This is a genomic window from Xanthomonas sp. XNM01 (assembly GCF_014851915.1).
In the GTDB taxonomy this organism is placed as follows: domain Bacteria; phylum Pseudomonadota; class Gammaproteobacteria; order Xanthomonadales; family Xanthomonadaceae; genus Pseudoxanthomonas.
In genome coordinates this window covers 391,652-414,470 of sequence record NZ_JACVAP010000003.1, presented here as the reverse complement: position 1 = coordinate 414,470, position 22,819 = coordinate 391,652, and the positions used below count along the sequence as shown (strand labels likewise).

The following is a 22,819-nucleotide window of genomic DNA, read 5'->3' as shown; positions in this document are numbered from 1 at the left end:
TGGTGGGCGATGAGGGCATGGTCACCCGGTGCGGCGAACCGACGCGGACCGGGTGGATGCGATGTGCTGTGTGTCGGTGCAGCGGGAGAAGCGGGAACGGATGCGCGGGCGGGCGAGGTGTCACTGTCCGGAGATGCGCACCCGTTCGGTGTCGGTGAACTGGTCGGTGCCGGAAATCACGATGCGCTGGCCCGCTTCCAGGCCCGAGACGATCTCCACCGCGTTGAGGCTGCTGGCGCCGGCCTGGATCGTGCGGCGCTCGGCGGTGTTGCCGTTCATGACCCAGGCGAAGCGGCCGCCGTCCTGTTCCAGGAACGGACCGCGCTCGACCATCAGCACGTCCTTGCGGGTATCGAGCACGATCCGCGCCGACAGGCGCTGGTTCTGGCGCAGGCCCGGCGGCTGCTCGCCATCGGCGAAGCGCAGGCGTGCGGTGACCTCGCCGTTGACCACCTCCGGCGACACCGCCGACACGGCCGAGGCGAACACCTTGCCCTGGGTGGTGACCTGCGCCGGCACGCCGATCGCCAGATCGCGGGCGAAGCTTTCCGGCACGCGGATCTCGACCTCGAACTCGCTCAGGTCGATGACGCTGAGGATCGGCGCGTTGATCGCCACGTTGGTGCCCTGCGCGATCTGCACCTGGCCGACCTGGCCGTCGAACGGCGCGCGGATGGTCAGTGCGTCGACCTGGCGTTCCAGCTCGGCGGCCACCGCCTTCTGGCGGTCGGCGAGCAGGCGCTTGTTGCGCGCGTCCAGCGCCGCGCCCTGGTCCTGCAGGCCGGCATCGCTCTGGGTGGCCTCCAAGCCGATCTCGGCCTTCTTCAGTTCGTCGCGCGCACGCGCCAGCTCGTTGTTGGACACCGCGCCGCCGGCATACGCCCGCTCGTAGCGCTCCAGGTCGCGCTTGGCTGCGGTATGGTCGATCTGCGCCTGGTCCAGCGCCTTGCGCGCATTGAGCCGCGCGATCTGCGCATCCAGCTGGGCGCGGCTGGCCTCGGCTTCCATGCTGGCCAGGGTCGATTCTTCCTGCACCAGCTTGCTGCGCAGTTCGGGGCTGTCGATCACCGCCAGCGCCTGGCCCTTCTCGACGGTGTCGCCGGCCACCACCTGCAGCGCCACGGTGCCGCCGGCGATCGCGTACAGGGTCGGGCTGTTGGCGGTGATGACCTTGCCTTCGGCCGACAGGTCGCGGACCAGGTCGCCGCGCTTGACCTCGGCGATGCGGACCCGGCTCATGTCGTAGGACTGGCCCGCACCGCTCCAGCTGTTCACCACCCAGCCGGCCAGCAGCAGGACGGCGCCGCCGCCGACAGCCGGCCACACCCAGCGGCGCCAGGCCGGCCGGGCCGCGGTGGAGGTGGTGTGGACCGAGCGGTCCTGGGCGGAGGTGTCGCGGATCATCGTGTCCCCGGTGACGTTGGTGTTCGCGTGTCTTCAATGCAGAACGCGTGCCAAACGCAAGTCACTGATTGGAAAGGATGTCCGCGCCGCGGCGCAGTGTCCGCGGCGTCCGCCGGACAGCGGCCGGACACCGCGCCGTGGCGCGGACATCCAGCGGACACCGGCTGTCCATGCGGGACAGCGGTCGGCCTGCGTTATGGCGCGTCCAGTAGAATCGCGGGTCTTCACCCAGCAGGATTCGACTGCATGTGCGGCATCGTTGGCGCGATCGCGGATCGCGATGTGGTCCCCGTCCTGATCGAAGGCCTGAAGCGGCTCGAGTACCGCGGCTACGACTCCTCCGGCATCGCCGTGCTGGCCGATGCCGGCATCCGCCGCGTGCGCCGCACCGGGCGCGTGGCCGAGATGGCCACCGCCGCCGCGGCCGAAGGCTTCGATGCCACGATCGGCATCGGCCACACCCGCTGGGCCACGCATGGCGGTGTGACCGAGGCCAACGCCCACCCGCACCTCAGTGACGGCGTGGTGCTGGTCCACAACGGCATCATCGAGAACCACGAGGCACAGCGCGAGAAGCTGGCCGCGCTCGGTTACGTGTTCGAGTCGCAGACCGATACCGAGGTCATCGCGCACCTGATCAACCATCACCTCAAGCAGGGCGGCGACCTGCTGGCCGCGCTGCAGCGCACGGTCAAGGAACTCACCGGCGCCTACGCGCTGGCGGTGGTCAGCCAGGCCGAGCCGGACCGCTTCGTCTGCGCGCGCATGGGCTGCCCGCTGCTGATCGGCATCGGCGAGGGCGAGAACTTCGTCGCCTCCGACGTGTCGGCGGTGATCCAGGCCACCCGCCAGGTGATCTTCCTGGAAGAGGGCGATACCGCCGAGATCCGCCGTGACGGCGTCCAGGTCTATGGCGCCGACGACGCGCCGGTGCAGCGCCAGATCCATCTATCCGACGTGTCGCTGGCCTCGCTGGAGCTGGGCCCGTACCGGCACTTCATGCAGAAGGAGATCCACGAGCAGCCGCGCGCGATCGCCGACACGCTGGAAGCGGCGATCGATGCCGGCGGCTTCCCGGCCACGCTGTTCGGCCGTGACGCCGAAGCGGTGCTGTCGGGCATCACCGGCGTGCAGATCCTGGCCTGCGGAACCAGCTACTATGCCGGCCTGACCGCGCGTTACTGGATCGAGGCCATCGCCGGCCTGCCGTGCAGCGTCGAGATCGCCAGCGAATACCGCTACCGCGACGCCTTCGCCGACCCGAAGCATCTGGTGGTCACCATTTCCCAGTCCGGCGAGACGCTGGACACGATGGAGGCGCTGAAATACGCCAAGTCGCTGGGCCACGCGCACACGCTGTCGATCTGCAACGTGCCCGAGAGCGCGATCCCGCGCGCCAGCGAACTGGTCTGCTACACCCGCGCCGGCGCCGAGATCGGAGTGGCCTCGACCAAGGCCTTCACCACCCAGCTGGTCGCGCTGTTCCAGCTGGCGGTGGTGCTTGGCAAGTTGCATGGCCGCGTCAGCGAGACCGACGAGGCCGGCTATGTCGAGCAGCTGCGCTTCCTGCCCGGCAGCGTGCAGCACGCGTTGAACCTGGAGCCGCAGATCCAGGCCTGGGCCGAGCGTTTCGCCGGCAAGGCCAATGCGCTGTTCCTCGGCCGCGGCCTGCATTACCCGATCGCGCTGGAAGGTGCGCTCAAGCTGAAGGAAATCTCCTACATCCACGCCGAGGCCTATCCGGCCGGCGAGCTCAAGCACGGCCCGCTGGCGCTGGTCGACGCGGAGATGCCGGTGGTGGTGATCGCGCCGAACGACCGACTGCTGGAAAAGGTGAAGTCGAACATGCAGGAAGTGCGCGCGCGTGGTGGCGAGCTGTTCGTGTTCGCCGACCAGGACAGCCACTTCAGCGAGTCCGAGGGCGTGCACGTGATCCGCACCCCGCGCCACACCGGCGTGCTCAGCCCGGTGGTGCACACCATCCCGGTGCAGCTGCTGGCGTATCACACCGCGCTGGCGCGCGGCACCGACGTCGACAAGCCGCGCAACCTGGCCAAGTCGGTCACCGTGGAGTGACCGCGCGGTCGACGGGATGAAAGAACGCCGGCCAGTGGCCGGCGTTCTTCGTTGCAGCGGTGCTTGCAGCACCGCACCGGCGCCATCGGCATCCGGCGTGGTGGCGTGCCGCTCAGTAGCGGCCGGTGTTGGAGATGATCTCCACCCAGTAACCATCCGGGTCCTTGATGAAGGCCAGGTGCTTCATCCGGCCGTCCTCAAGACGCTTCTGGTAAGGCACCTTCAGGTCGTCGAAGCGGGCGCAGGCGGCGCGGATGTCCGGCACCGACACGCAGATGTGGCCGAAACCGCGCGGGTCGCTGTTGCCATCGTGGTAGACCGGGCCGTCCTGGCGCTCGGTGCCGTGGTTGTGGGTCAGCTCGAGCACGCCGGGAATGCCTGCCATCCACAGGCGGCGGGCGTCGTCGTCTTCCGGAACCGTGGTGTCCGCCGGCAGCAGGGCCAGGAAGTACAGGCTGAACTGCGCTTCCGGGAAGTCGCGCTGGTCGAGCAGGCGGAAGCCGAGCACGCGGGTGTAGAAGTCCAGCGAGGCGGCGGCGTCCTTGACCCGCAGCATGGTGTGGTTGAACACGAAACCGGCGGTCTCGGCGGGCGGCGCGACCACGCCGGGCTGCTGCTGGATGGAACTCAGGCTCATCGAAGCGTCCTGTCGGGGGAAGAGGCCGGGCAGTGTAGCGGCCACCCCGTTCAGCGGCACGCGAACGGCGGTCATCGGTGGCCGGGCGTAGAATGGCCCGTCTTCCCGTCCTGTTCCCGGCGATGTCCCAGCGCGCATGGGTGGCTGCGTCCATCCGCAAGATCGAAGCCGACTTCAACCGCTCGGCCGATACCCATCTGATCCCGATGTCGCTGCCCGGACATCCCGGCATCGACCTGTACTTCAAGGACGAGTCCAGTCACCCGACCGGCAGCCTGAAGCACCGGCTGGCGCGCTCGCTGTTCCTGTACGCGCTGGCCAACGGCTGGCTGCGCGAAGGCGCGCCGGTGATCGAGGCCTCCAGCGGCTCGACCGCGGTGTCCGAAGCCTATTTCGCACGCCTGCTCGGCCTGCCGTTCATCGCGGTGATGCCGGCGGCGACCTCGCCGGAGAAGATCGCCGCGATCGAGTTCCACGGTGGACGCTGCCATCTGGTCGACCGCGCCTGCGACCTCGACGGCACCTCGCACCGCCTCGCGCGCGAGACCGGCGGCCACTTCATGGACCAGTTCACCTACGCCGAGCGCGCCACCGACTGGCGGGCGAACAACAACATCGCCGAGTCGATCTTCAAGCAGCTGGCCGAGGAGCCGCATCCGATCCCCGAGTGGATCGTCTGCGGGCCGGGCACCGGCGGCACCGCGGCCACGCTCGGGCGCTACGTGCGCTACCGCCGTCACGACACCCGCATCCTCTGCGCCGACCCGGAAACCTCGGTGTTCTTCGACGGCTACCGCGCCGCGCTGGACGGCCGCGAGGACTGGCGCCAGCTGGCCGATACCGGCGGCTCGCGGATCGAAGGCATCGGCCGGCCGCGGGTGGAATCCAGTTTCATCCCCGGCTGCGTCGACGCGATGGTCAAGGTGCCCGACGCACTGAGCCTGGCCGCGATGCGCCACGTCAACGCCCGCCTGGGCCGCCGTGTCGGCGGCTCGACCGGCACCAACTTCGTCGGCGTGCTGGCTGCCGCACAGCGCATGCGCGCCGAAGGCCGCAGCGGCTCCATCGTCACCATCCTCTGCGACAGCGGCGACCGCTACGCGCACAGCTACTACAACCGCGAGTGGTACCTGGAGCGACGCATCGACATGGTCGACTGCGATGCGGCGATCACGGCCGCGGCGAAGGGGGAGCCGCTGCCCGATCTGCCGTGGGCGGAACGGGCCGACTGAGCCCTGCGCCGGCAGCCAACCCACGCTGCCGGCCTTCGCCTTCGCCTTCGCCTTCGCCGTCGCCGTCACCGTCGGAGTTCAAGTCGAAGTCGAAGTCGAAGTCGCCGCGACAGTCATCCCGATCAGCGTTCCTGCACCAGCTTTGCTGCTGCTCTTCCCTGCTGTTGCTTCAATTTCCGCTTCCGCTTCCGCTTCCGCTTCCGCTGTTGCTTTCGGCTTTCGGCTTTCGACTTTTCGATGCCGTGAAGCGAGCCGAGCATCGCAGCAGGGGCGGGGACGAAGAGGCCCACGTGTCTGAGCGCAGCGAGTTGTGGGCCGGCCCCGTTCTTGCGAGAAGCGCAGGGCACCGGCGTGGCGCAGCCGCGGCGGCTCGCGGACCGGCTGTGCTTTCTTTTGGTTACTTTTCTTTGCACAAGCAAAGAAAAGTGACTCGCTCCGGCCCGCGCAGCGGGTAGAGCGAAAGCTCTGTTGCTGCTTCAGCTTCTGCCTCGGCTGTGGCTGGCTGAACGGCAACGGCAACGGCAACGGCAACAGCCGAAGCCAAGGCTTCAGGGCAACGGCTTCCGCGCTGTTGCGCGGCTTACTTTTGTCTTGTCAAAAGTAAGCAAAACCGCAGGCGCCGACGCAATCCGCTGCTACGCAGCGGTCCCCTCCGCTCCTCGCCGGAAGCGGCACGGCGCCCAAACTCGCTGCGCTCAGACAAGGGCGCCTCTTCGGCCGCTTCCGGCTCCGGTGCTCGGCTTGCTCTAAGGCGCAGGCCGTCAAAGTCAAAATCACAGCCACAGCCACAGCCACAGCCACAGCCACAGCAACCGCAACCGCAACCGCAACCGCCCGCCGGCTTGATTTCCGGGCCGGCGGCGCGCATCTCTACCCGGTCGCCACCCCGCGCATCGCCGCGCCGGGCGGCTCCCGTTCCCAAGGACTCCCGCCATGACCAACCCCCTGCTCGACTTCTCCGGCCTGCCGCGCTTCGATGCGATCACCCCCGAGCACATCGGCCCGGCGATCGACCAGCTGCTGGCCGAGGCCGAGGCGGCGGTCGCGCAGGCCGAGTCCGTGTCGCCGGTCGGCTGGGAAACCTTCGTGGTGCCGCTGGAGGACGCCACCGAGCGGCTGTGGCGGGCCTGGGGCCTGGTCGGGCACCTGCAGGCGGTGGTGAACACGCCGGCGCTGCGCGAGGCCTACAACGCCAACCTGCCCAAGGTCAGCCGCTTCGGCAGCGCGATCGGGCAGAACCTGGCGCTGTACGCGCAGTACAAGGCGCTGCGCGCGTCGGCCGAATGGGACGGTTACGACGCGGTCCGGCGCAAGGTGGTGGAGAACGCGCTGCGCGATTTCCGCCTCGGCGGCGCGGAGCTGGACGACGCGCAGAAGGTGCGCTTCAGTGAGATCCAGGAAGAACTGTCCTCGCTGGGTGCGAAGTTCTCCGAGAACGTGCTCGATGCCACCGATGCCTACAGCCATTACGTCGACGATGCTGCGCAGCTGTCCGGTCTGCCCGACGACGTGATCGTCGCCGCGCGTGCGCGTGCGGAGAAGGAAGGCAGGGACGGCTGGCTGCTGAGCCTGCAGATGCCGTGCTATCTGCCGGTGCAGATGCTGGCCGACGACCGCGCGCTGCGCGAGCGGCTGTATCGCGCCAACGGCCTGCGCGCGTCCGAGGTCGGGCCGGAAGCGCAGGACAACGGCCCGCTGATCGAGCGGCTGCTGGCGCTGCGTGCCGAACTGGCCGCGCTGCTCGGCTTCGAGCATTACGCCGGCTATTCGCTGGAAACCAAGATGGCGCAGTCGGCCGACGAGGCGCTGGCCTTCCTGCGCGACCTGGCCACGCGCGCGCTGCCGCACGCGCGTCGCGACCGCGCCGAGCTGGAAGCCTTCGCCCGCGACCAGCTCGGCCTGGACACGCTCGAGCCCTGGGACCTGAGCTGGGCCGGCGAGAAGCTCAAGCAGGCGCGCTACAGCTTCTCCGAGCAGGAGGTGAAGCGCTACTTCACCGAGCCGCGCGTGCTCGACGGCCTGTTCGGCCTGATCCACGACCTGTACGGCGTGCGGGTCGAAGCAGACACCGCGCCGGTCTGGCACGAGGACGTACGGTTCTACCGGCTGGTCGACGCCGATGGCGCGCTGGTCGGCCAGTTCTACCTGGACCTGTACGCACGCGAGGGCAAGCGCGGCGGTGCGTGGATGAACGACTGCCGCAACCGTCGCGACCGTGCCGATGGCGTGCAGACCCCGCTGGTGTACCTGGTCTGCAACTTCGGCCGCGGCGTGGACGACAGGCCGGCGACCTTCAGCCACAACGAGGTCACCACGCTGTTCCATGAGATGGGCCACGGCCTGCACCAGCTGCTGACCCGGATCGGCGAGCTGCCGGTGGCCGGCATCAACGGCGTGGAATGGGACGCGGTCGAACTGCCCAGCCAGTTCATGGAGAACTTCTGCTGGGAGTGGGCGCGGCTGCAGGCGATGACCGCGCATGTCGATGACGGCAGTACGCTGCCGCGCGCGCTGTACGAAAAGATGCTGGCGGCGAAGAACTACCAGAGCGGCATGTTCACCGTGCGCCAGCTGGAGTTCGCACTGTTCGACATGGAGCTGCACAGCCGCTTCGACCCGCAGCAGGACAGCGTGCTGCAGCTGCTGGAACGGATCCGCGACGAGGTCGCGGTCAACCGCGCGCCGGCCTGGCATCGCTTCCCGCACCAGTTCAGCCACATCTTCGCCGGCGGCTACGCGGCCGGCTACTACAGCTACAAGTGGGCCGAAGTGCTCAGCGCCGACGCCTATGCAGCATTCGAGGAGACGCCGGACCAGCTGGCGCAGACCGGCGCGCGCTTCCTGGCCGAGGTGCTGTCGCGCGGCGGGAGCCGCAGCGCGCTGGAGAACTTCACCGCGTTCCGGGGGCGTGCGCCGCGGATCGACGCGCTGCTGCGCCATGGCGGAATGAATGAGGCGGGCGAGCCGCTTGCCGGTTGAGCGCTGCGTAGGAACGCGGCGCAGCTGGAGCGCCGGATCGCTGATACGAAAAAGCCCGGCAGATGCCGGGCTTCTTCGTTGCCTCATGTCCATCCAGTTCAGGCCTGGCGGAACACCAGCGTCGCGTTGGTGCCGCCGAAGCCGAAGCTGTCGGGGACGCCATCGCTGCTGCGCAGCCCTGGCTCCCGAGGTTCCGCGATGCGAAACCTAGGGCCCCGCGCTCGCTCTTCCGAATCCCCGCGGCTTCGCCGCGCCCCCTTTACCAAAGGGGGCTCTGGAGACCGGAACCCATGCGGGTTCAGGCCTGGCGGAACACCAGCGTCGCGTTGGTGCCGCCGAAGCCGAAGCTGTTGGACATCACCGTGGTCAGCTGGGCGTCGCGGCTCTCGCGCACGATCGGGAAGCCTTCGGCGCGCGGGTCCAGGGTCTGGATGTTGGCCGAGCCGGCGATGAAGCCGTCGCGCATCATCAGCAGGCTGTAGATCGCCTCGTGCACGCTGGCGGCGCCGAGCGAGTGGCCCGACAGCGCCTTGGTCGACGACAGCGGCGGCACCGCCTCGCCGAACACTTCGCGCACCGCGTTGAGTTCGGTGACGTCGCCCAGCGGGGTCGAGGTGCCGTGGGTGTTGAGGTAGTCGATCGGCGTGTCGACGGTCTCCATCGCCATGCGCATGCAGCGCACCGCGCCTTCGCCGGACGGGGCGACCATGTCGGCGCCGTCGGAGGTCACGCCGTAGCCGACCAGCTCGGCGTGGATGCGCGCGCCACGGGCCACGGCGTGGTCCCAGTCCTCGAGCACCAGCATGCCGCCGCCACCGGCGATGACGAAGCCGTCGCGGTCCGCGTCGTACGGGCGCGAGGCGGTTTCCGGGGTTTCGTTGAAGCTGCTGGACAGCGCACCCATCGCGTCGAACATCACGCTCATGGTCCAGTCCAGGTCCTCGCCACCGCCGGCGAAGACGATGTCCTGCGCGCCGTGGCGGATCAGGTCGGCCGCGGCGCCGATGCAGTGCGCCGAGGTTGCGCAGGCGGCGCTGATCGAATAGCTCAGGCCCTTGATCTTGAATGCGGTGGCCAGGTTGGCCGACACGGTCGAGCACATCGTGCGCGGGACCATGTACGGGCCGACCTTGCGCACGCCGCGCTCGCGTGCCAGGTCGCCGGCCTCGATCTGCCAGTGGCTGGAACCGCCGCCGGAGCCGGCGATCAGGCCGGTCCGCGGCTGGCTGACCAGCGCCTCGTCCAGACCGGCGTCGGCGATCGCGTCGCGCAGCGCCACGTAGCTGTAGGCCGCCGCGTCGCTCATGAAGCGCTTGAGCTTGCGGTCGATGACCGCGTCCAGGTCGAGTTCGACCTTGCCGCCGACCTGGCTGCGCAGGCCGCGCTCGGCGTGGTCGGGCAGGAAGCGGATGCCGGCACGGCTGTCGCGCAGCGAGGCCGAGACGGTGTCCAGGTCGTTGCCCAGGCAGGAGGTGATGCCCATGCCGGTGATGGCGATGCGACGCATGCTCAGAAGTCCTCGGTCGAGGTGAACAGGCCCACGCGCAGGTCCTTGGCGGTGTAGATCTCGCGGCCGTCGACGAACATGCGGCCGTCGCCCTGGGCCATCACCAGCTTGCGGTTGATCACGCGGCTGATGTCGATCTCGTAGGTCACCTTCTTCGCCGTCGGCAGCACCTGGCCGGTGAACTTGACCTCGCCGCAGCCCAGCGCGCGGCCGCGGCCGGGCGCGCCCAGCCAGGTCAGGTAGAAGCCGACCAGCTGCCACATCGCATCCAGACCCAGGCAGCCGGGCATCACCGGGTCGCCGATGAAGTGGCACTTGAAGAACCACAGGTCCGGGTGGATGTCGAGTTCGGCACGGATGAAGCCCTTGCCGTGCGCACCGCCGGTGTCGTTGATCTCGGTGATGCGGTCGAACATCAGCATCGGGTCGGCGGGCAGGCGCGCGTCGCCGCTGGCGAACAGCTCACCGCGGCCGCTGGCTTCCAGCTGCTCGCGCGTGAACGAAGAAAGGCGGGTCATGTCGGATCCGGATAAAGCGAACGTGCAAAGGGTGCCCGAGGCGTATGGTTTCAATCAAATGTTTTAGCCATACGTGGGCGTCTGTTTGCAGTGCGGCATTGCCGCGATCGCAGTGGGATCAGGGGCTTGCCGGGGCGATGGCCGGCCGGCAGGACCGATGGTCCCATGTCCCGGAGCGGACAGCTCGGCGACAATGCGCGGATGGCGTCCGAGCCCGTCCCCCTGCAGCGCAAGATCATCCACGTGGACATGGACGCCTTCTACGCGTCCGTGGAGCAGCGCGACGACCCTGCGTTGCGCGGCCGCCCGGTGGTCGTGGCCTGGCGTGGTGCGCGCTCGGTGGTGTGCGCGGCCTCCTACGAGGCACGCAGATTCGGTGTGCGTTCGGCGATGCCGGCGCTGCGCGCGGAGCGGCTGTGCCCGGACGCCGTGTTCGTGCCACCCGATTTCACCCGCTACAAGGCGGTGTCGCGTCAGGTCCGCGAGATCTTCCTCGGCCATACCGCGCTGGTCGAGCCGCTGTCGCTGGACGAGGCGTATCTGGATGTGACCGAACCGACCTCGGGATTGCCCAGCGCCACCGCGGTGGCCGAAGCGATCCGCGCGCAGATCCGCGAGGAGACGTCGCTGACCGCTTCGGCCGGCGTCGCGCCGAACAAGTTCCTGGCCAAGATCGCTTCGGACTGGCGCAAGCCCGATGGCCTGTTCGTGCTGCGCCCGCGCCAGGTCGAGGCTTTCCTGACGCCGCTGCCGGTCGCCCGGATTCCCGGCGTCGGCAAGGTCATGCAGGCCAGGCTGGCCGAGCTGGGCGTGGACACCGTCGGCCAGCTGCGCGCGCTGTCGCTGGAAACGCTGCAGCAGCGCTTCGGCAGTTTCGGCGCGTCGCTGCACCGGCGCGCGCGCGGCGTGGACGAGCGCCCGGTGCAGCCGGACCAGCCGGTGCAGTCGATCTCGTCCGAAGACACCTTCGCCGAGGACCTGCCGCTGGAGGCGCTGGAACCGGCGATCCGCGAACTGGCACGCCGCACCTGGGCGGCGACACGCAAGACCGAGCGCATCGGCCGCACCGTGGTGCTGAAACTGAAGACCGCGCAGTTCCGGATCCTGACCCGCAGCTTCACCCCTGATGCGGTGCCGGCGTCGGCGGCCGAGGTTGAGGCGATCGCGCTGGCGCTGCGCGACCGGGTCGAACTGCCGGCCGAAACGCGCTATCGCCTGGTCGGTGTCGGGTTGTCGGGGTTCCGCGATCGCGAGGAGATCGTGCTGCAGCCGGACCTGTTCGCGCTGCAGTGAGCGTGGCGACGCCGGTCATGGCCGCGCGCTGATCCGGCCGCTGTCGGCGCCGCCGCCGCGTGGTGTCGCGTTGCGCTGCAATGCCCGACGACTCGCATCGCTACGGTTGCGTGGCGACCGCCCCCGCCGCACGCAGCTGGTCCAGCACGGGCGCCAGCGGCAGCGCCGGCACCGTGCCGCGATGTCCCCGCACGGTCCGCGCGCGGAACATCGAATTGAGGATGGCTTCCTCGGTCGCATCGGCGACGGCTTCGAACAGCGGGGTCATCGCTTCGTCCGCCAGCAGCGTCGCGGCGGGGGCGGCTTCGCCCGGCCCGTGGCGCAGCGCGGAGGCGTTGCTGAAGGCGATCACGTAATCGCCCGAGCCATGCGACATCGACGAGCCGGTGCGGGCCAGGCCGAACAGTGCGCGCCTGGCCAGTCGTCCCAGCTGCCGCGCGTCCAGCGGCGCATCGGTGGCGACCACGATCATGATGCTGCCGTCGCCGGTGTTCGGCGCGGCCTCGCGTGAGGCGGCGACCCCGCGCGGGTCGGGCAGGGTGCGCCAGACCGGCACGCCGGCCACGGTCAGGCGACCGCCGTAGTTGCTCTGCACCAGCACGCCCAGCGTATGCCGTCCCGCGCCGTGTTCGACCACGCGCGAGCTGGTGCCGATGCCACCCTTCCAGCCGAACGCGACCGTGCCCGCGCCGGCACCGACCGCGCCCTCGGCCACCGGGCCGCTGTCGGCGTCGCTCAACGCGGACTCGACCGCTTCGGCGGGCAGTGCGCGTGCGCGGATGTCGACCAGGAAGCCGTCGTTGGTCTCGCCGACCACCGGATTGATCGAGCGCACCTGCTCCATGCCCGGCTGGCGCAGCAGCCAGCCGGCGGTGGCGTCGGCCGCGCGCCAGGTGGCCAGCGTGCCGGTCAGCACCACCGGCGTTTCCAGCTCGCCCAGCTCGCGCACCTGACTCAGCCCGATCAGCTTGCCGAAGCCGTTGCCGACCTCGATCGCGGCCGGCACCCGCGACAGGAAGGCATTGCCTTCGTGCGGATGGATCGCGGTCACACCGCTCCAGGGCAGGCCGTCCGGTGGCGTGGACTGGCCGACGCGCACGCCGGGCACGTCGGTGATCGCGTTGAGCGGGCCGGGTGGCAGTACGCCGACGATGATGCCGGCCTCGCGTGCACGTGGACGCTCGGCGGCGTGCAGATCGCAGCAGGTGGCGCAGGCCAGGGCCAGCAGGATGGCGGCGGCAGGCTTCATCGCGATGAACCGGTGAGGGGGACCGTACCGATTATTGGCGATGCCCGCCGGTCGATTCCGCGAGGCGAACCCGCGAGGCCAGCCCGTGGCGGGGCGTACGCAGGTGGGCATCCGGCCGTGGCCGCCCGCGCCAGGCGGCCCGGGGTGCGGCGATGGCCGAGGGACTGCGGAACGGCATGGCCGATCGGGCACGGTGCCGGAGGGACGCCCGTTCGCCGATCACCGGCGCGATGGCGGTCGCGCCCATCCCGCCGGCATGCATCGGCACATGCGCTCCGTGCAGGTGAGGGCGCGTGCGCTGGAACGGGTGGACGCGACCCGACCGGTGAAGGACGTGCGGCGTCAGCTGCGCCAGTCGAACGCCAGCGTTTCGTCGCGGGCGAAGCGCTGCAGGTGCGATTCGATCACCTCGCGCAGACCGGCCAGGCCGGCGCCATCGTCGTGGACGACGCGGATCGCCAGGGTCTGGCCCTCGACCTCGAAATCGGCACCGGCGGCTTCGGCGAACGGGATATGCGCGTGCGACTCGCTGTCGCTGCGCACGGCGAAGCGGTGGCGCCAGTGGTTGCTGAGCGTGCGCAGCAGGCGCTGGGCATCGTTGGACGCCACGATCGTGCGGCTGATCGGCATGGCAGGACCTCAGTGGGGGATGAGGAGAGCGGGGCCGAGTATAGGCAGCGCGTCCCGGCGCGACCGGTGCCGCCTGCGGAATGCTGCGTTGCGCCATGAGCCGTACCGGCACCCGTGCGGTGCCGGTACGGCTGTCTGCAGCGGGTCGTCAGCGCTGCGGCTGGTAGCGCAGGCTCAGGCCGAACTCGCGGCCGGGCTGGTTGTACCAGGACACGGTTTCGTAGTCGCGGTCGAACAGGTTGCCGACCCGGCCCAGCAGCGTCCAGTCGGCGCCCAGTGCGTACTCGACGCGCAGATCGGCCGTGCCGTAACCGCCCAGGCGGTTGCCATTGGCCGCGTCGTCGTAGCGCTCGCCGGTACCGTGCACGGTCGCGCCGATCTTCAGGGCGCCGAAGCGACGGTCCGCATCGATGCGGGCGGTCAGCTTCGCGCGGCGGGCAAGCAGGTTGTCGTACTGCGCGCTGCCATCGGTGCGGTTGCGCGGATCGGTGTAGCTGGCCTGCGCGCTGAGGACCCAGCCGGCCAGTTCCAGGCCGCCAGTCAGTTCAGCGCCCTGGATCCGCGCCTTCTCCACCTGCGCCATCCTCCAGGTGCTGCTGTCGTAGGTGATCAGGTCGTCGATCCGGGTCTGGTAGAGGTCCAGGCCCCAGTGCCAGCCGGCGCCATGCTGGGCGATGCCGAGGTTGGCGCTGCGCGACTCCTCCGGATCCAGCGTCGGGGTGCCGCTCCACGGGTCGTACAGATCGCTGAAGGTCGGCGCCTTGAACGCGGTGCCGACGCTGGCGGTCAGCTTGAAGCCGGCGCCGAACGCCAGGCCCCAGGCCAGGCTGCCGGTGCTGTGGTTGCCGAACTGCGCGTTGTCGTCGTTGCGCGCGCTGGCCTGCAGCGAATGGCCTCCGAAGCGGGCCTGGTACTGCACGAACACGCCGGTGTTGTCGCGGCTGTCGACCAGATAACCGGCGCTGCTGCCATCCAGCGCATCCTCGCTCCAGTCCACGCCGACGCTCAGCAGCTGGCCGTCGGCCACGCCGAAGTCGGCCTGCGCCGAGGCGGTGTCGCGATGCGTCTGGGCGCTGCCCAGCCAGGTGCTGCCCTTGAAGTTCTCGGACTCGTTGTCGGCGCGGCCGGCGCTGACGGTCAGGCCGAAGCGTGCGTTGGGAACGTAGCGCAGCGTGCCGCCGACGACCTGCTGGCGGGTCTCGGAGTAGTCGTAAAAGCCGTCGTAGTGGTTCTCGCCGTCGGCACGCAGGGCCGAGCCCTCGATGCTCAGCGTGTCGCTCAGGCTGTAGCCGCCGCGCAGGCTGGCCGACAGGTTGCGGTAGCCGTCGCGGTCGGGCTCGTCGGCGAAGCAGCCGGTGCCCAGCGTGGCCGAGCCACGGCAGGCATTGATGCCGTCGGAGTGCTGGTAGGCGATGTCGGTGCCGAACCAGCCGCGCTCGCCGGTGCCGCCGAAGCCGCCGGTGGCTTCGCGCAGGCCGTTGCTGCCGCCGCCGATGCGGAAGTGCGGCAGGAACTGGCCCGGATTGCGCCGGGTGAAGATCTGGATCACGCCGCCGATCGCGTCGGCGCCGTACAGGCTCGATGCCGGGCCGCGCACGACCTCGATGCGTTCGATCTGCTCGACCGGCAGGTCCTGGATCATCGCCAGGCCCATGTCGGCGGTGTTGATCCGCACGCCGTCGACCAGCACCAGGGTGTGGGACGAATTGGTGCCGCGCAGGAACAGCGAGGTCTGCTTGCCCGGCCCGCCGCTGTTGACCAGGTTGATGCCTGCACGACCGCGCAGCAGGTCCTGCAGCGAGGTTGCCTGGCTGCGTTCGATCTCGTCGCGGCCGATCACCTGTGCCGGCGCGAGGCTGTCGCGCAGCGCGATTTCGGTACGGGTGGCGGTCACCAGCACTTCGTCCAGCTCGGTGGCGTCTCCGGCCAGGGCGGAAAAGGCGGGCAGGGCCAGCGCGAAGGCGATGGCGGCGGTCAGGGAACGGCACTTCATTCGGACAACTCCAGCGCGCACGGGCGCGGTACGGCAACGGCCGGGAAAGGGAGTCGCGGGACGGATGACGGGTGCGGACGGACTGACGCCACGGCGTCGGCACGCCGCGACGCCCTCCGCATCGCAACCTGGAATCCGCAAGGCCGGTCTCCGGGCTCGCAACCCGTGCAGGTTCCGGCGATGCCGGAGCCCGCACCAGCCGCGACGCCTTCCCATGCAATGCACAGTGGCGGATGTCGCGGCCTGGGGTTGCCTACCGTTGCGGGGGCAGCGCCGGCGTGGTCGAAGACGCACCGGCTTCCCGTTTAAATCCATCGGCCGGGGCCGGTGGATCACCTTGCAGCGGCGCGATTGTATGCGATCCGCAGCGCGGACCGGTCGTGCCGCCGCGTGGGGCTGATGCCGCGAGGGCCTTCAGTCCTCGTCCGATCCGTCCGGCGATGTGTCGCCGTCGTCGGGTGCCTCGTCGTCGTCCTGACCGCTGGCATGCCAGGCGGTGGTCACCGGACCGGCGGCCTGCTGGCCGCGTGCAGGCGGCTGAGCGGCGGTGGCCGTCTCGAGCTCGGCCAGCAACTGCTGGCGGCGCGCGTCCGGCACGTCGTGCCAGTGGCAGTCCAGCAGCGCGCCTTCCAGCGCGTAGAGCAGGTTGAGGCTTGGCTTGAAGCCGGCACGACGCACCTTGAGGAAGGCCTGGATGGTGCCCGCCGCTGCCAGATCCTCGGGCGTGCGCAGGCCGACCTGGCGCAGCCAGGCTGCGCTCTTGGGGCCGATGTTGCGCAGCGTGGCGGTGCTCATCGCAACGCCGCCACGAAGGCCGCGGCGATGGCTTCGAGGCCGGCCTGGTCGTCGGCGTCGAAGCGCGACGGCTCGGGACTGTCCAGGTCGAACACGCCGATCAGGCGCTCGCCGTCGAACAGCGGCACCACCAGTTCCGAGCGCGAGGCCGCGTCGCAGGCGATGTGGCCGGGAAACGCGTGCACGTCGTCGACGCGCTGGGTGACGCCGGTGCTCGCCGCCGCGCCGCACACGCCCTTGTGCAGTGGAATGCGGATGCAGGCCGGCAGTCCCTGGAACGGCCCGACCACCAGTTCGGTCCCGTCGTAGAAGTAGAATCCGACCCAGTTCAGCTGTGGCAGCGCGTGGTAGACCAGCGCCGACAGGTTGGCGGCATTGGCGATGCGGTCGCGTTCGCCGTACATCAGGCCACGGGCCTGATCGAGCAGCTGCGCGTACTGGTCCGGCTTGCTGCCGGTGAGCGTGGAGGCGGCGAACATGCCGCAAGTCTAACAGCGGGGCATCCGATGACGGACAGGCACGGACCGGTGGTGGATGGCTTCCGGATGCGCGGCACGCAGGTCACGCGCACCGAGACGTTCGTCGATGCAGCGTTCGCGTTCTCGCTGACCCTGCTGGTGATCTTCGTCGACCAGCTGCCTGGCTCGGCGGCGGAGTTGCGCGAGGCGATGCGACGGGTGCCGGCCTTCATCGCCTGTTTCGCCCTGCTGGCGCTGTTCTGGAGCGCACACGGACGCTGGAGCCGGCGCTTCGGCCTGGACGATGCGCGCTCGACCCTGCTCAGCCTGGCCTTCGTACTGGTGGTACTGGTGTACGTTTATCCGTTGCGGATGGTCATCTCCAGCTTCCTGTCCCTGCTCAGCGGTGGCTGGCTGCCCGACGAACTGGGCCTGGCGCCGGGTCCGGACCTGCAGCTGGACCTGCAGACCGCCTTCATCGTCTACAGCGCCGGCTTCGGGCTGCTGGCACTGATCGTGTGCCAGCTCAATGCCCACGCACTGTGCAATGCCGATGCGCTGGCGCTCGATGCGGAGGAGCGTCACCTGACCATGGGCGAGATCGGCCTGCACCGCATCCTGTGCCTGACGGCCGCAGCCAGCATCGTCCTGAGCGGGCTGGTCCTGCTGCTCGACGATCCACCTGCGGTGCTGATGGGCGCGCCGATGTGGGTCTACGTCAGCCTGTGCGTGAGCATGCCGCTGTACGCGGTGCGGCTGGAGCGTGGCAGGCCATCGCGGCAGCCCGTCGCCGACGCCTGACGCGCAGCCTTGCAGTTGCAGTTGCAGTTGCAGTTGCTGCTTGTGCTTTTGATTATCTGCGCCTTAAAGCGAGCCGAGCATCGCAGCCTGGTGCGGCCGGAGAGGCGCCCTTGTCTGAGCGCAGCGCGTTTGGGCGCCTCTTCGGCCGCTTCCGACTCCGGTGCTCGGCTTGCTTTACGGCTCGGGTGGGTCAAAAGCCGAAGCCAGAGCAAAGCCAGAGCAAAGCCAGAGCAGAATCTCGGCAACGGCAACGGCAACGGCAACGGCAACGGCAACGGCAACGGCAACGGCAACGGCAACGGCAACGGCTGCCTGCCGCGCGGACAAAAAAAGACCCGGCAGCGGGAGGGAGCTACCGGGTCGTGCATTGCGGGGAGGGAGGGATCCCCGCAAATTCTTCGAACTGTTGAACGGCTGCGCTTACTTGCGCGCGGCCTTGGTCGCCTTGGCGACGGTGGCCTGCGCCTGCTCGGTCGCGGACTCGAACTGGTTCTTGGCGAGCTGGCCGAAGGCTTCGGTGGTCTTCAGGGTGAGGCCGAAGACTTCCTGGCCGGCGACGGCGACGCGCTCGGCGTTGTCGCGGGCCACCTGCAGGCCCTTCGGCCACAGGGTCTTGAACGACTCCAGATCGCGCGCCTCGGCCAGCTCGCTCAGATAGCTGGTGGTGGCGTCGACGTTCTTCTCGAAGGTACGCAGCTGCACGCCGAACACGGTCTCAGCGTTTTCCAGCGCCAGCCGGTTCAGGCGGGCAGCGGCAGCGGCGAACTGGTGGGTATAGCCGGTGAAATCGTTGAACTGGTAGGACATGGCTGACTCCGTTGACGGATTTGCCTTCATGGTGCGACGCAGCATACGGCGACTTTTGTTGCGATGCAACAAGTGCCGTACGGAAATGTTCATCTCGCGTTCCGGATGCTGAAAGTGACGGCGTTCGTGAAGGCGGTCGCCGCGGCCCCGGACGCGCGCAATGGCAGTTGAGGCGCTACGTAAACCAGGGGGGAGTCACGTGCCTGTCCGGCAGGGCGGCCTGCGGCGGGCGGTTGAGGGGAATTCCAGCCCGTCCCGCTTGCGGCACCGAGTGAGCACCCGGGTTGGCTGGCAGATCGTCTCGATGGCACCGCCGCCGGCATCATGCCGATCGTCGAGTTGGCGTTGCCTTGGGGCGCTGGAACGGGTACGCCCAGGGAGGGGGCGGGGGAAGCCGCTTCCCGCCCCCAAGGTCGCGCCTCCCGGCTGCACCAGTCGGATGCGACGCCGGTGATCACCCGTCTGGAGGTCAGGCTGCCGTTGGCGGCGTCGTGACCGCTGCAGTCGATCTGCCGTTTCACGGTCACCGTCCGCAGACATCCGGCCCGCCTGCGAGCCCGCGCTCGCCGCCGCGGATGCTGCTCCAGCGCCGGTCCCGCCGCAGCGGAAGATTCCAGCAACCGCGATGCGCGGGTCAGCCGCGGTAGCGGCAGCCGGAGGTGCAGGTCTCGTAGACCACGACTTCGCTCAGCAGGGGCAGGGTCGGCTTGAGCCGCTCCCAGATCCAGACCGCGAGGCGTTCGCTGGTCGGGTTGTCCAGGCCCTCGATGTCATTGAGGTAGTGATGATCGAGCTGGTCGTACAGCGGCTTGAAGGCGGACTTGATGTCGGCGAAATCCATCACCCAGCCGCTGTGCGCATCGGGCTCGCCGGAGACATGGATCTCCACGCGGAAGGAGTGGCCATGCAGGCGCGAGCACTTGTGGCCGGGGGGAACGTGCGGCAGACGGTGCGCCGCCTCGAGGGTGAAGACCTTGAAGATATCCATGCCGACATTGTCCGCCGGGTGTCTGCCCGCGGCAATTGTGCCCTTCACTTGTTGTAAACGATTCTCAACAACGAGTAGACTCGCCGCGACCCCGCCAGCCGGATCGGAGCTCACGCCTCCGTAGCGCCAGCATCCACTGCCGCTCCAGGACCGTGCCCGATGAAGGCCAAGCCCCTGCACGCGCTGGCTGCGGCCGCGCTGTTGCCGTCCATCGCCTGTGCGTCGCTGCAGCCGCATACCACGGCTCTGGCGCGGGCAGACTCCGCGCGGGTCGCGACCACGACCACGCTGGATGCCGCGTCCAGCGAGACCTTCTCGATCCCGGACGTGGCCTTCGACGACGTTCGCTTCGGCATGCCCGGGACGGATGGCGCCACCGTTGCGCCCGACGCGGTGCAGCTGCTGAAGACCCGTGCCGTCCTCGAACACCGGCTGGCCGCTGCGCGCACCTGCCGGTTTTCCACCTGGCATCGGCCCGGTGCCGTGTTCCGCACCTGCGAACTGGACGGCAGGATCCCGAGCAGCCGCGATGCCAGCGGGCCGCCGCCTGCCGGTAGCGCGCTGCTCAGGCACGTCCAGTCGCCGACCCGCGCCGAGTCCTGCGTGAGCGCCGGTGCGTCCGATACCGCCACGCTCACGTCGCATGGCGAAGGCCTGGAGACGGTGCCGTTGCCCCATCCCGTCGAACTGTCTGCCGGCGAGCGCGTCGTGTTCGAGGTGCGTTTCGATGGCCGCCAGCTGCCCGGCCAGAAAGTCGAGGTGGGCGAGGCGATCTGGACTTCGGGCCTCGAACCGCATGAAACCTCGTTGCCGACCGATGCGCAGGGCAGGGTGCGCCTCCGCGCGAGCGGGCCGGCACCGTCCTGGCGCGGGTCCGGCATCGCCGCCCCGCGCCCGTACCGGACTACAGCAACCGCGACACGCCCGGCCTGCGCGTGCTCGAACAGTAACCGCCCCGTTCCAGGAGAACCGCCATGCATCCGACCGTTCCCGGGCTGCTCGCCCTGGCGCTGGCCGCGTCGATCGCGCCAGCCGCCGTCCAGACCGCTCCGGCCAGCGCGCCGCAGATGCGCGAGGCCGACCATCGCAGTCCGCCCGCGCAGTTCATCGCCCAGTACGACACCGATGCCGATGGCGCCGTGCCGTTCGCCGGATTCGAGGCATTCCGCCGCGCACGCTACGCCGAGACCGACGAGAACGGCGATGGCACGGTCGATGTCGAGGAGTACGCGAACGAATACGCCGGGCGCCTCGACCGCGAGATCGAGACCGCGCGCCGGGGCCACATCAGCCAAGCCCATACGCGGATCAAGGCGCTGGATACCGACGGCGATGGCGTCATCAGCCGCGCCGAGTACGACGCGTCGGGCGAGCGCGCCTACGCGCATTACCTGAAGAGCGCCGACGCGGCGGAAACGCCTGCTTCGCGCGCCGGCAGCCTGCGCGATCCGATCGGCATGCCGACCACGCACAGCCGCGCCGGCATGCTGGCGATGTACGACGCCGACGGCGACGGCACGGTGAGCCGCGCGGAGTTCGACCGCGCACGCGCCGAGGCCTTCGCCCGCACCGACCGCAACGGCGACGGCCGTCTCAGCGGCGAGGAGTACCTGGCCGAGTACGAAGACCGCCTGGACCGGCAGATCGCCAGCCGCCGCGATGGTGCGGTCGAGCAGGCGCGGGTGCGCTTCGGCGCGCTGGATACCGACAAGGACGGCCGCGTCAGCTGGGACGAGTACGCGGCATCCGGCAAGCGGATCTTCGAACGCGCCGACCTGGACGGCAATGGCACCGTCGATGCGGCCGATGTGGCGAAGGCAGCGGCCGCACGTCCTGCGCACGCGGCACGCAGCGCGGACTGAGTGAGCCGAACCGTGCCGATGCCGCCGCCACGCCTGCTCCCGACGCTGCTGATCGCCGCCTGCGCGTTGCAGGTCGTCCCGGCCGTCGCGGCCGAACGCTTCCATCGCGAACCAGTACTGGGCACCTCGCTGGACCTGCAGGTGTCCGGCGTGGACGCGATCACCGCCGAGCGGATGCTGGCGCGCGCGCTGGAGCGGATCGACGCGCTCGATGCCGAGCTCAGTGGCTGGCGCGACGACAGCGCACTGGCGCGTTTCAACGCGGCCAACGCGCCGGTCGCGCTGCCGCTGGCGCTGCGCGAGGTGTTGCAGGCCTGCGAGGACTGGCGCGCGCGCACCGATGGCGCCTTCAGCTGCCGGCTCGGCACGCTGCGCGCGCAGTGGCGGCAGGCCGAGGCCAGCGGCATGCTGCCGCCGCGGACTGAACTGCGCCGCAGCGCACGCGCACTGGCATCGGCCGAGTTCGATCCGGCGGCGACGCCGGTGGCGCGGCCGGATGAACTGCGCTTCGACGTCGACGGGCTGGCCAAGGGCAAGGTGCTCGATACGGTGGTCCAGGACCTGCGCACGGAGTTCCCGCAGGCACGTGGCATCGCGCTGGAGATCGGCGGCGATGGGCTGTACTGGGGCATGGCCGATGCGCGTGGCGGCGCCTGGCAGGTCAAGGTCGCGGACGCCACGGCGCCGCGCGACAACGACGATGCCACCGGCATCGCCACGCTGCGCCTGGCCGATGGTGCGGCGGTCGCCTCCAGCGGCCATACCAGCCGTGGTTACACGGTGGGGCGACGTCGCTTCAGCCACATCCTCGATCCATCGGACGGCTGGCCGGTCACCTATGCACCGTCCGCGACGGTCATCGCGCCCGATGCCGTCACCGCCGATGCGCTGGCGACCGCACTGACGGTGATGCCGATCCGCGATGGGCTTGCCCTGGTCGACCGCCTGCCCGGCGTGGCGGCGTTGATCGTCGGCGAGCAGGGCGTGCCGTTCGCTTCGGCGGCGTGGCATGCACGGCTCGATCCGGCCAGCGTCGGTGAAGTGCCACGGCGACGCGGACAGGACTGCAGCCTGCGGATCGGCTACACGATTCCGTCGACCGCCGGCGACCGCGACCGCAATCCTTACCTGGCGATGTGGATCTCGGCGCCCGACGGCACGCCGCTGCGGCAATTGCTGGTGCTCGGCGACCGCAGCCGCTGGCTGGGCGAGCTGCCGGCGTGGTGGCGCCACTACGGGCGCAACGACACGGCGGCCGCGCTCGGCATCGCCCGGCCGACCCGCGCCCCCGGCGCCTACGACCTGGCCTGGGATGGACGCGACGACCGCGGTCTGGCCCTGCCGTCGGGCCGCTACCTGCTGCAGGTCGAAGCCGCGCGCGAGCACGGCGGCCATGAAGCCCTGCAACTGCCATTCGACTGGCCCGGCCGACGCGCGCGGACCGCGCACGGCGAGCGCGAGATCGGCGCGATCCGGCTCGAGCCGGCGTGCCGCGCGGATCCCGGCTGATTCCAGCCGCTCGTTCCCGATTTTCCGAAGAAAACGCCCAGCAACGCGACGCCATCGATCGGCATCGACCGCAGCCAGGAC

18 protein-coding genes and 1 riboswitch are annotated in these 22,819 nt (G+C 69.7%); of the genes, 7 read left to right on the top strand and 11 right to left on the bottom strand.

Annotation, left to right across the window (positions count from 1 at the left end; all coding sequences use genetic code 11):
* Positions 1-120: 120 nt before the first annotated feature.
* The gene (locus IB242_RS13105; RefSeq protein WP_192280005.1) at positions 121-1,404 is read right to left on the bottom strand and encodes an efflux RND transporter periplasmic adaptor subunit; all 1,284 of its coding nucleotides are present in this window, start codon (positions 1,402-1,404) and stop codon (positions 121-123) included.
* 246 nt (positions 1,405-1,650) lie between these two features.
* On the opposite strand from IB242_RS13105, the gene glmS reads away from it, so the two are divergent.
* Positions 1,651-3,480, top strand: coding sequence for a glutamine--fructose-6-phosphate transaminase (isomerizing) (gene glmS / locus IB242_RS13100; protein WP_192280003.1), 1,830 nt, complete (start codon positions 1,651-1,653; stop codon positions 3,478-3,480).
* Positions 3,481-3,592: 112 nt separating this feature from the next.
* On the opposite strand, the gene gloA is transcribed toward glmS, so the two are convergent.
* Entirely contained in the window at positions 3,593-4,117 is a 525-nt protein-coding gene (gloA, locus tag IB242_RS13095; protein WP_192280001.1) for a lactoylglutathione lyase, read from the bottom strand.
* Between the two features lie 122 nt (positions 4,118-4,239).
* On the opposite strand from gloA, the gene IB242_RS13090 reads away from it, so the two are divergent.
* The gene (locus IB242_RS13090; RefSeq protein ID WP_192279999.1) at positions 4,240-5,349 is read left to right on the top strand and encodes a PLP-dependent cysteine synthase family protein; all 1,110 of its coding nucleotides are present in this window, start codon (positions 4,240-4,242) and stop codon (positions 5,347-5,349) included.
* Positions 5,350-6,282: 933 nt separating this feature from the next.
* Entirely contained in the window at positions 6,283-8,328 is a 2,046-nt protein-coding gene (locus tag IB242_RS13085; protein WP_192279997.1) for a M3 family metallopeptidase, read from the top strand.
* 298 nt (positions 8,329-8,626) lie between these two features.
* Here the strand turns inward: IB242_RS13085 and fabB are convergent, their stop codons facing one another.
* Both fabB and fabA read right to left on the bottom strand, forming a co-directional pair.
* Positions 8,627-9,835, bottom strand: coding sequence for a beta-ketoacyl-ACP synthase I (gene fabB / locus IB242_RS13080; RefSeq protein WP_192279995.1), 1,209 nt, complete (start codon positions 9,833-9,835; stop codon positions 8,627-8,629).
* A 2-nt stretch (positions 9,836-9,837) separates the two neighbouring features.
* Entirely contained in the window at positions 9,838-10,353 is a 516-nt protein-coding gene (fabA, locus tag IB242_RS13075; protein ID WP_192279992.1) for a 3-hydroxyacyl-[acyl-carrier-protein] dehydratase FabA, read from the bottom strand.
* 201 nt (positions 10,354-10,554) lie between these two features.
* Between fabA and dinB the strand changes: the two genes are divergently transcribed.
* Positions 10,555-11,646, top strand: coding sequence for a DNA polymerase IV (gene dinB, locus IB242_RS13070; protein ID WP_192280590.1), 1,092 nt, complete (start codon positions 10,555-10,557; stop codon positions 11,644-11,646).
* Positions 11,647-11,746: 100 nt separating this feature from the next.
* On the opposite strand, the gene IB242_RS13065 is transcribed toward dinB, so the two are convergent.
* The 5 genes from IB242_RS13065 to IB242_RS13045 all read right to left on the bottom strand — a co-directional run bounded on the left by IB242_RS13065 (position 11,747) and on the right by IB242_RS13045 (position 16,792).
* Positions 11,747-12,895: a P1 family peptidase gene (locus IB242_RS13065; protein WP_192279991.1), complete on the bottom strand. Its 1,149-nt coding sequence runs from the start codon at positions 12,893-12,895 to the stop codon at positions 11,747-11,749.
* 342 nt (positions 12,896-13,237) lie between these two features.
* Entirely contained in the window at positions 13,238-13,525 is a 288-nt protein-coding gene (locus IB242_RS13060) for a DUF2218 domain-containing protein (protein WP_192279989.1), read from the bottom strand.
* A gap of 148 nt (positions 13,526-13,673) precedes the next feature.
* Complete coding sequence (gene btuB, locus IB242_RS13055; RefSeq protein ID WP_192279987.1) at positions 13,674-15,518, bottom strand: TonB-dependent vitamin B12 receptor; 1,845 nt, start codon at positions 15,516-15,518, stop codon at positions 13,674-13,676.
* Between the two features lie 123 nt (positions 15,519-15,641).
* Positions 15,642-15,873: riboswitch (cobalamin riboswitch) on the bottom strand.
* A 59-nt stretch (positions 15,874-15,932) separates the two neighbouring features.
* Entirely contained in the window at positions 15,933-16,313 is a 381-nt protein-coding gene (locus IB242_RS13050; RefSeq protein WP_192279985.1) for a TfoX/Sxy family protein, read from the bottom strand.
* Positions 16,310-16,792 (bottom strand): GAF domain-containing protein, encoded by a 483-nt coding sequence (locus IB242_RS13045; RefSeq protein WP_192279983.1) that lies wholly within the window; start codon positions 16,790-16,792, stop codon positions 16,310-16,312. The genes IB242_RS13050 and IB242_RS13045 overlap by 4 nt, the downstream gene beginning before the upstream one ends.
* A gap of 27 nt (positions 16,793-16,819) precedes the next feature.
* Between IB242_RS13045 and IB242_RS13040 the strand changes: the two genes are divergently transcribed.
* Entirely contained in the window at positions 16,820-17,572 is a 753-nt protein-coding gene (locus IB242_RS13040; protein WP_192279981.1) for a TMEM175 family protein, read from the top strand.
* Positions 17,573-17,992: 420 nt separating this feature from the next.
* Here IB242_RS13040 and IB242_RS13035 read toward each other — a convergent pair whose 3' ends face one another.
* Both IB242_RS13035 and queD read right to left on the bottom strand, forming a co-directional pair.
* Positions 17,993-18,379: a phasin family protein gene (locus IB242_RS13035; RefSeq protein ID WP_192279980.1), complete on the bottom strand. Its 387-nt coding sequence runs from the start codon at positions 18,377-18,379 to the stop codon at positions 17,993-17,995.
* Positions 18,380-19,013: 634 nt separating this feature from the next.
* Entirely contained in the window at positions 19,014-19,367 is a 354-nt protein-coding gene (gene queD, locus IB242_RS13030) for a 6-carboxytetrahydropterin synthase QueD (RefSeq protein WP_192279978.1), read from the bottom strand.
* Positions 19,368-20,341: 974 nt separating this feature from the next.
* Between queD and IB242_RS13025 the strand changes: the two genes are divergently transcribed.
* Both IB242_RS13025 and IB242_RS13020 read left to right on the top strand, forming a co-directional pair.
* Complete coding sequence (locus IB242_RS13025) at positions 20,342-21,229, top strand: EF-hand domain-containing protein (protein WP_225540563.1); 888 nt, start codon at positions 20,342-20,344, stop codon at positions 21,227-21,229.
* Between the two features lie 18 nt (positions 21,230-21,247).
* Positions 21,248-22,738, top strand: coding sequence for a DUF2271 domain-containing protein (locus IB242_RS13020; RefSeq protein ID WP_192279974.1), 1,491 nt, complete (start codon positions 21,248-21,250; stop codon positions 22,736-22,738).
* The last annotated feature ends 81 nt before the right edge of the window (positions 22,739-22,819 follow it).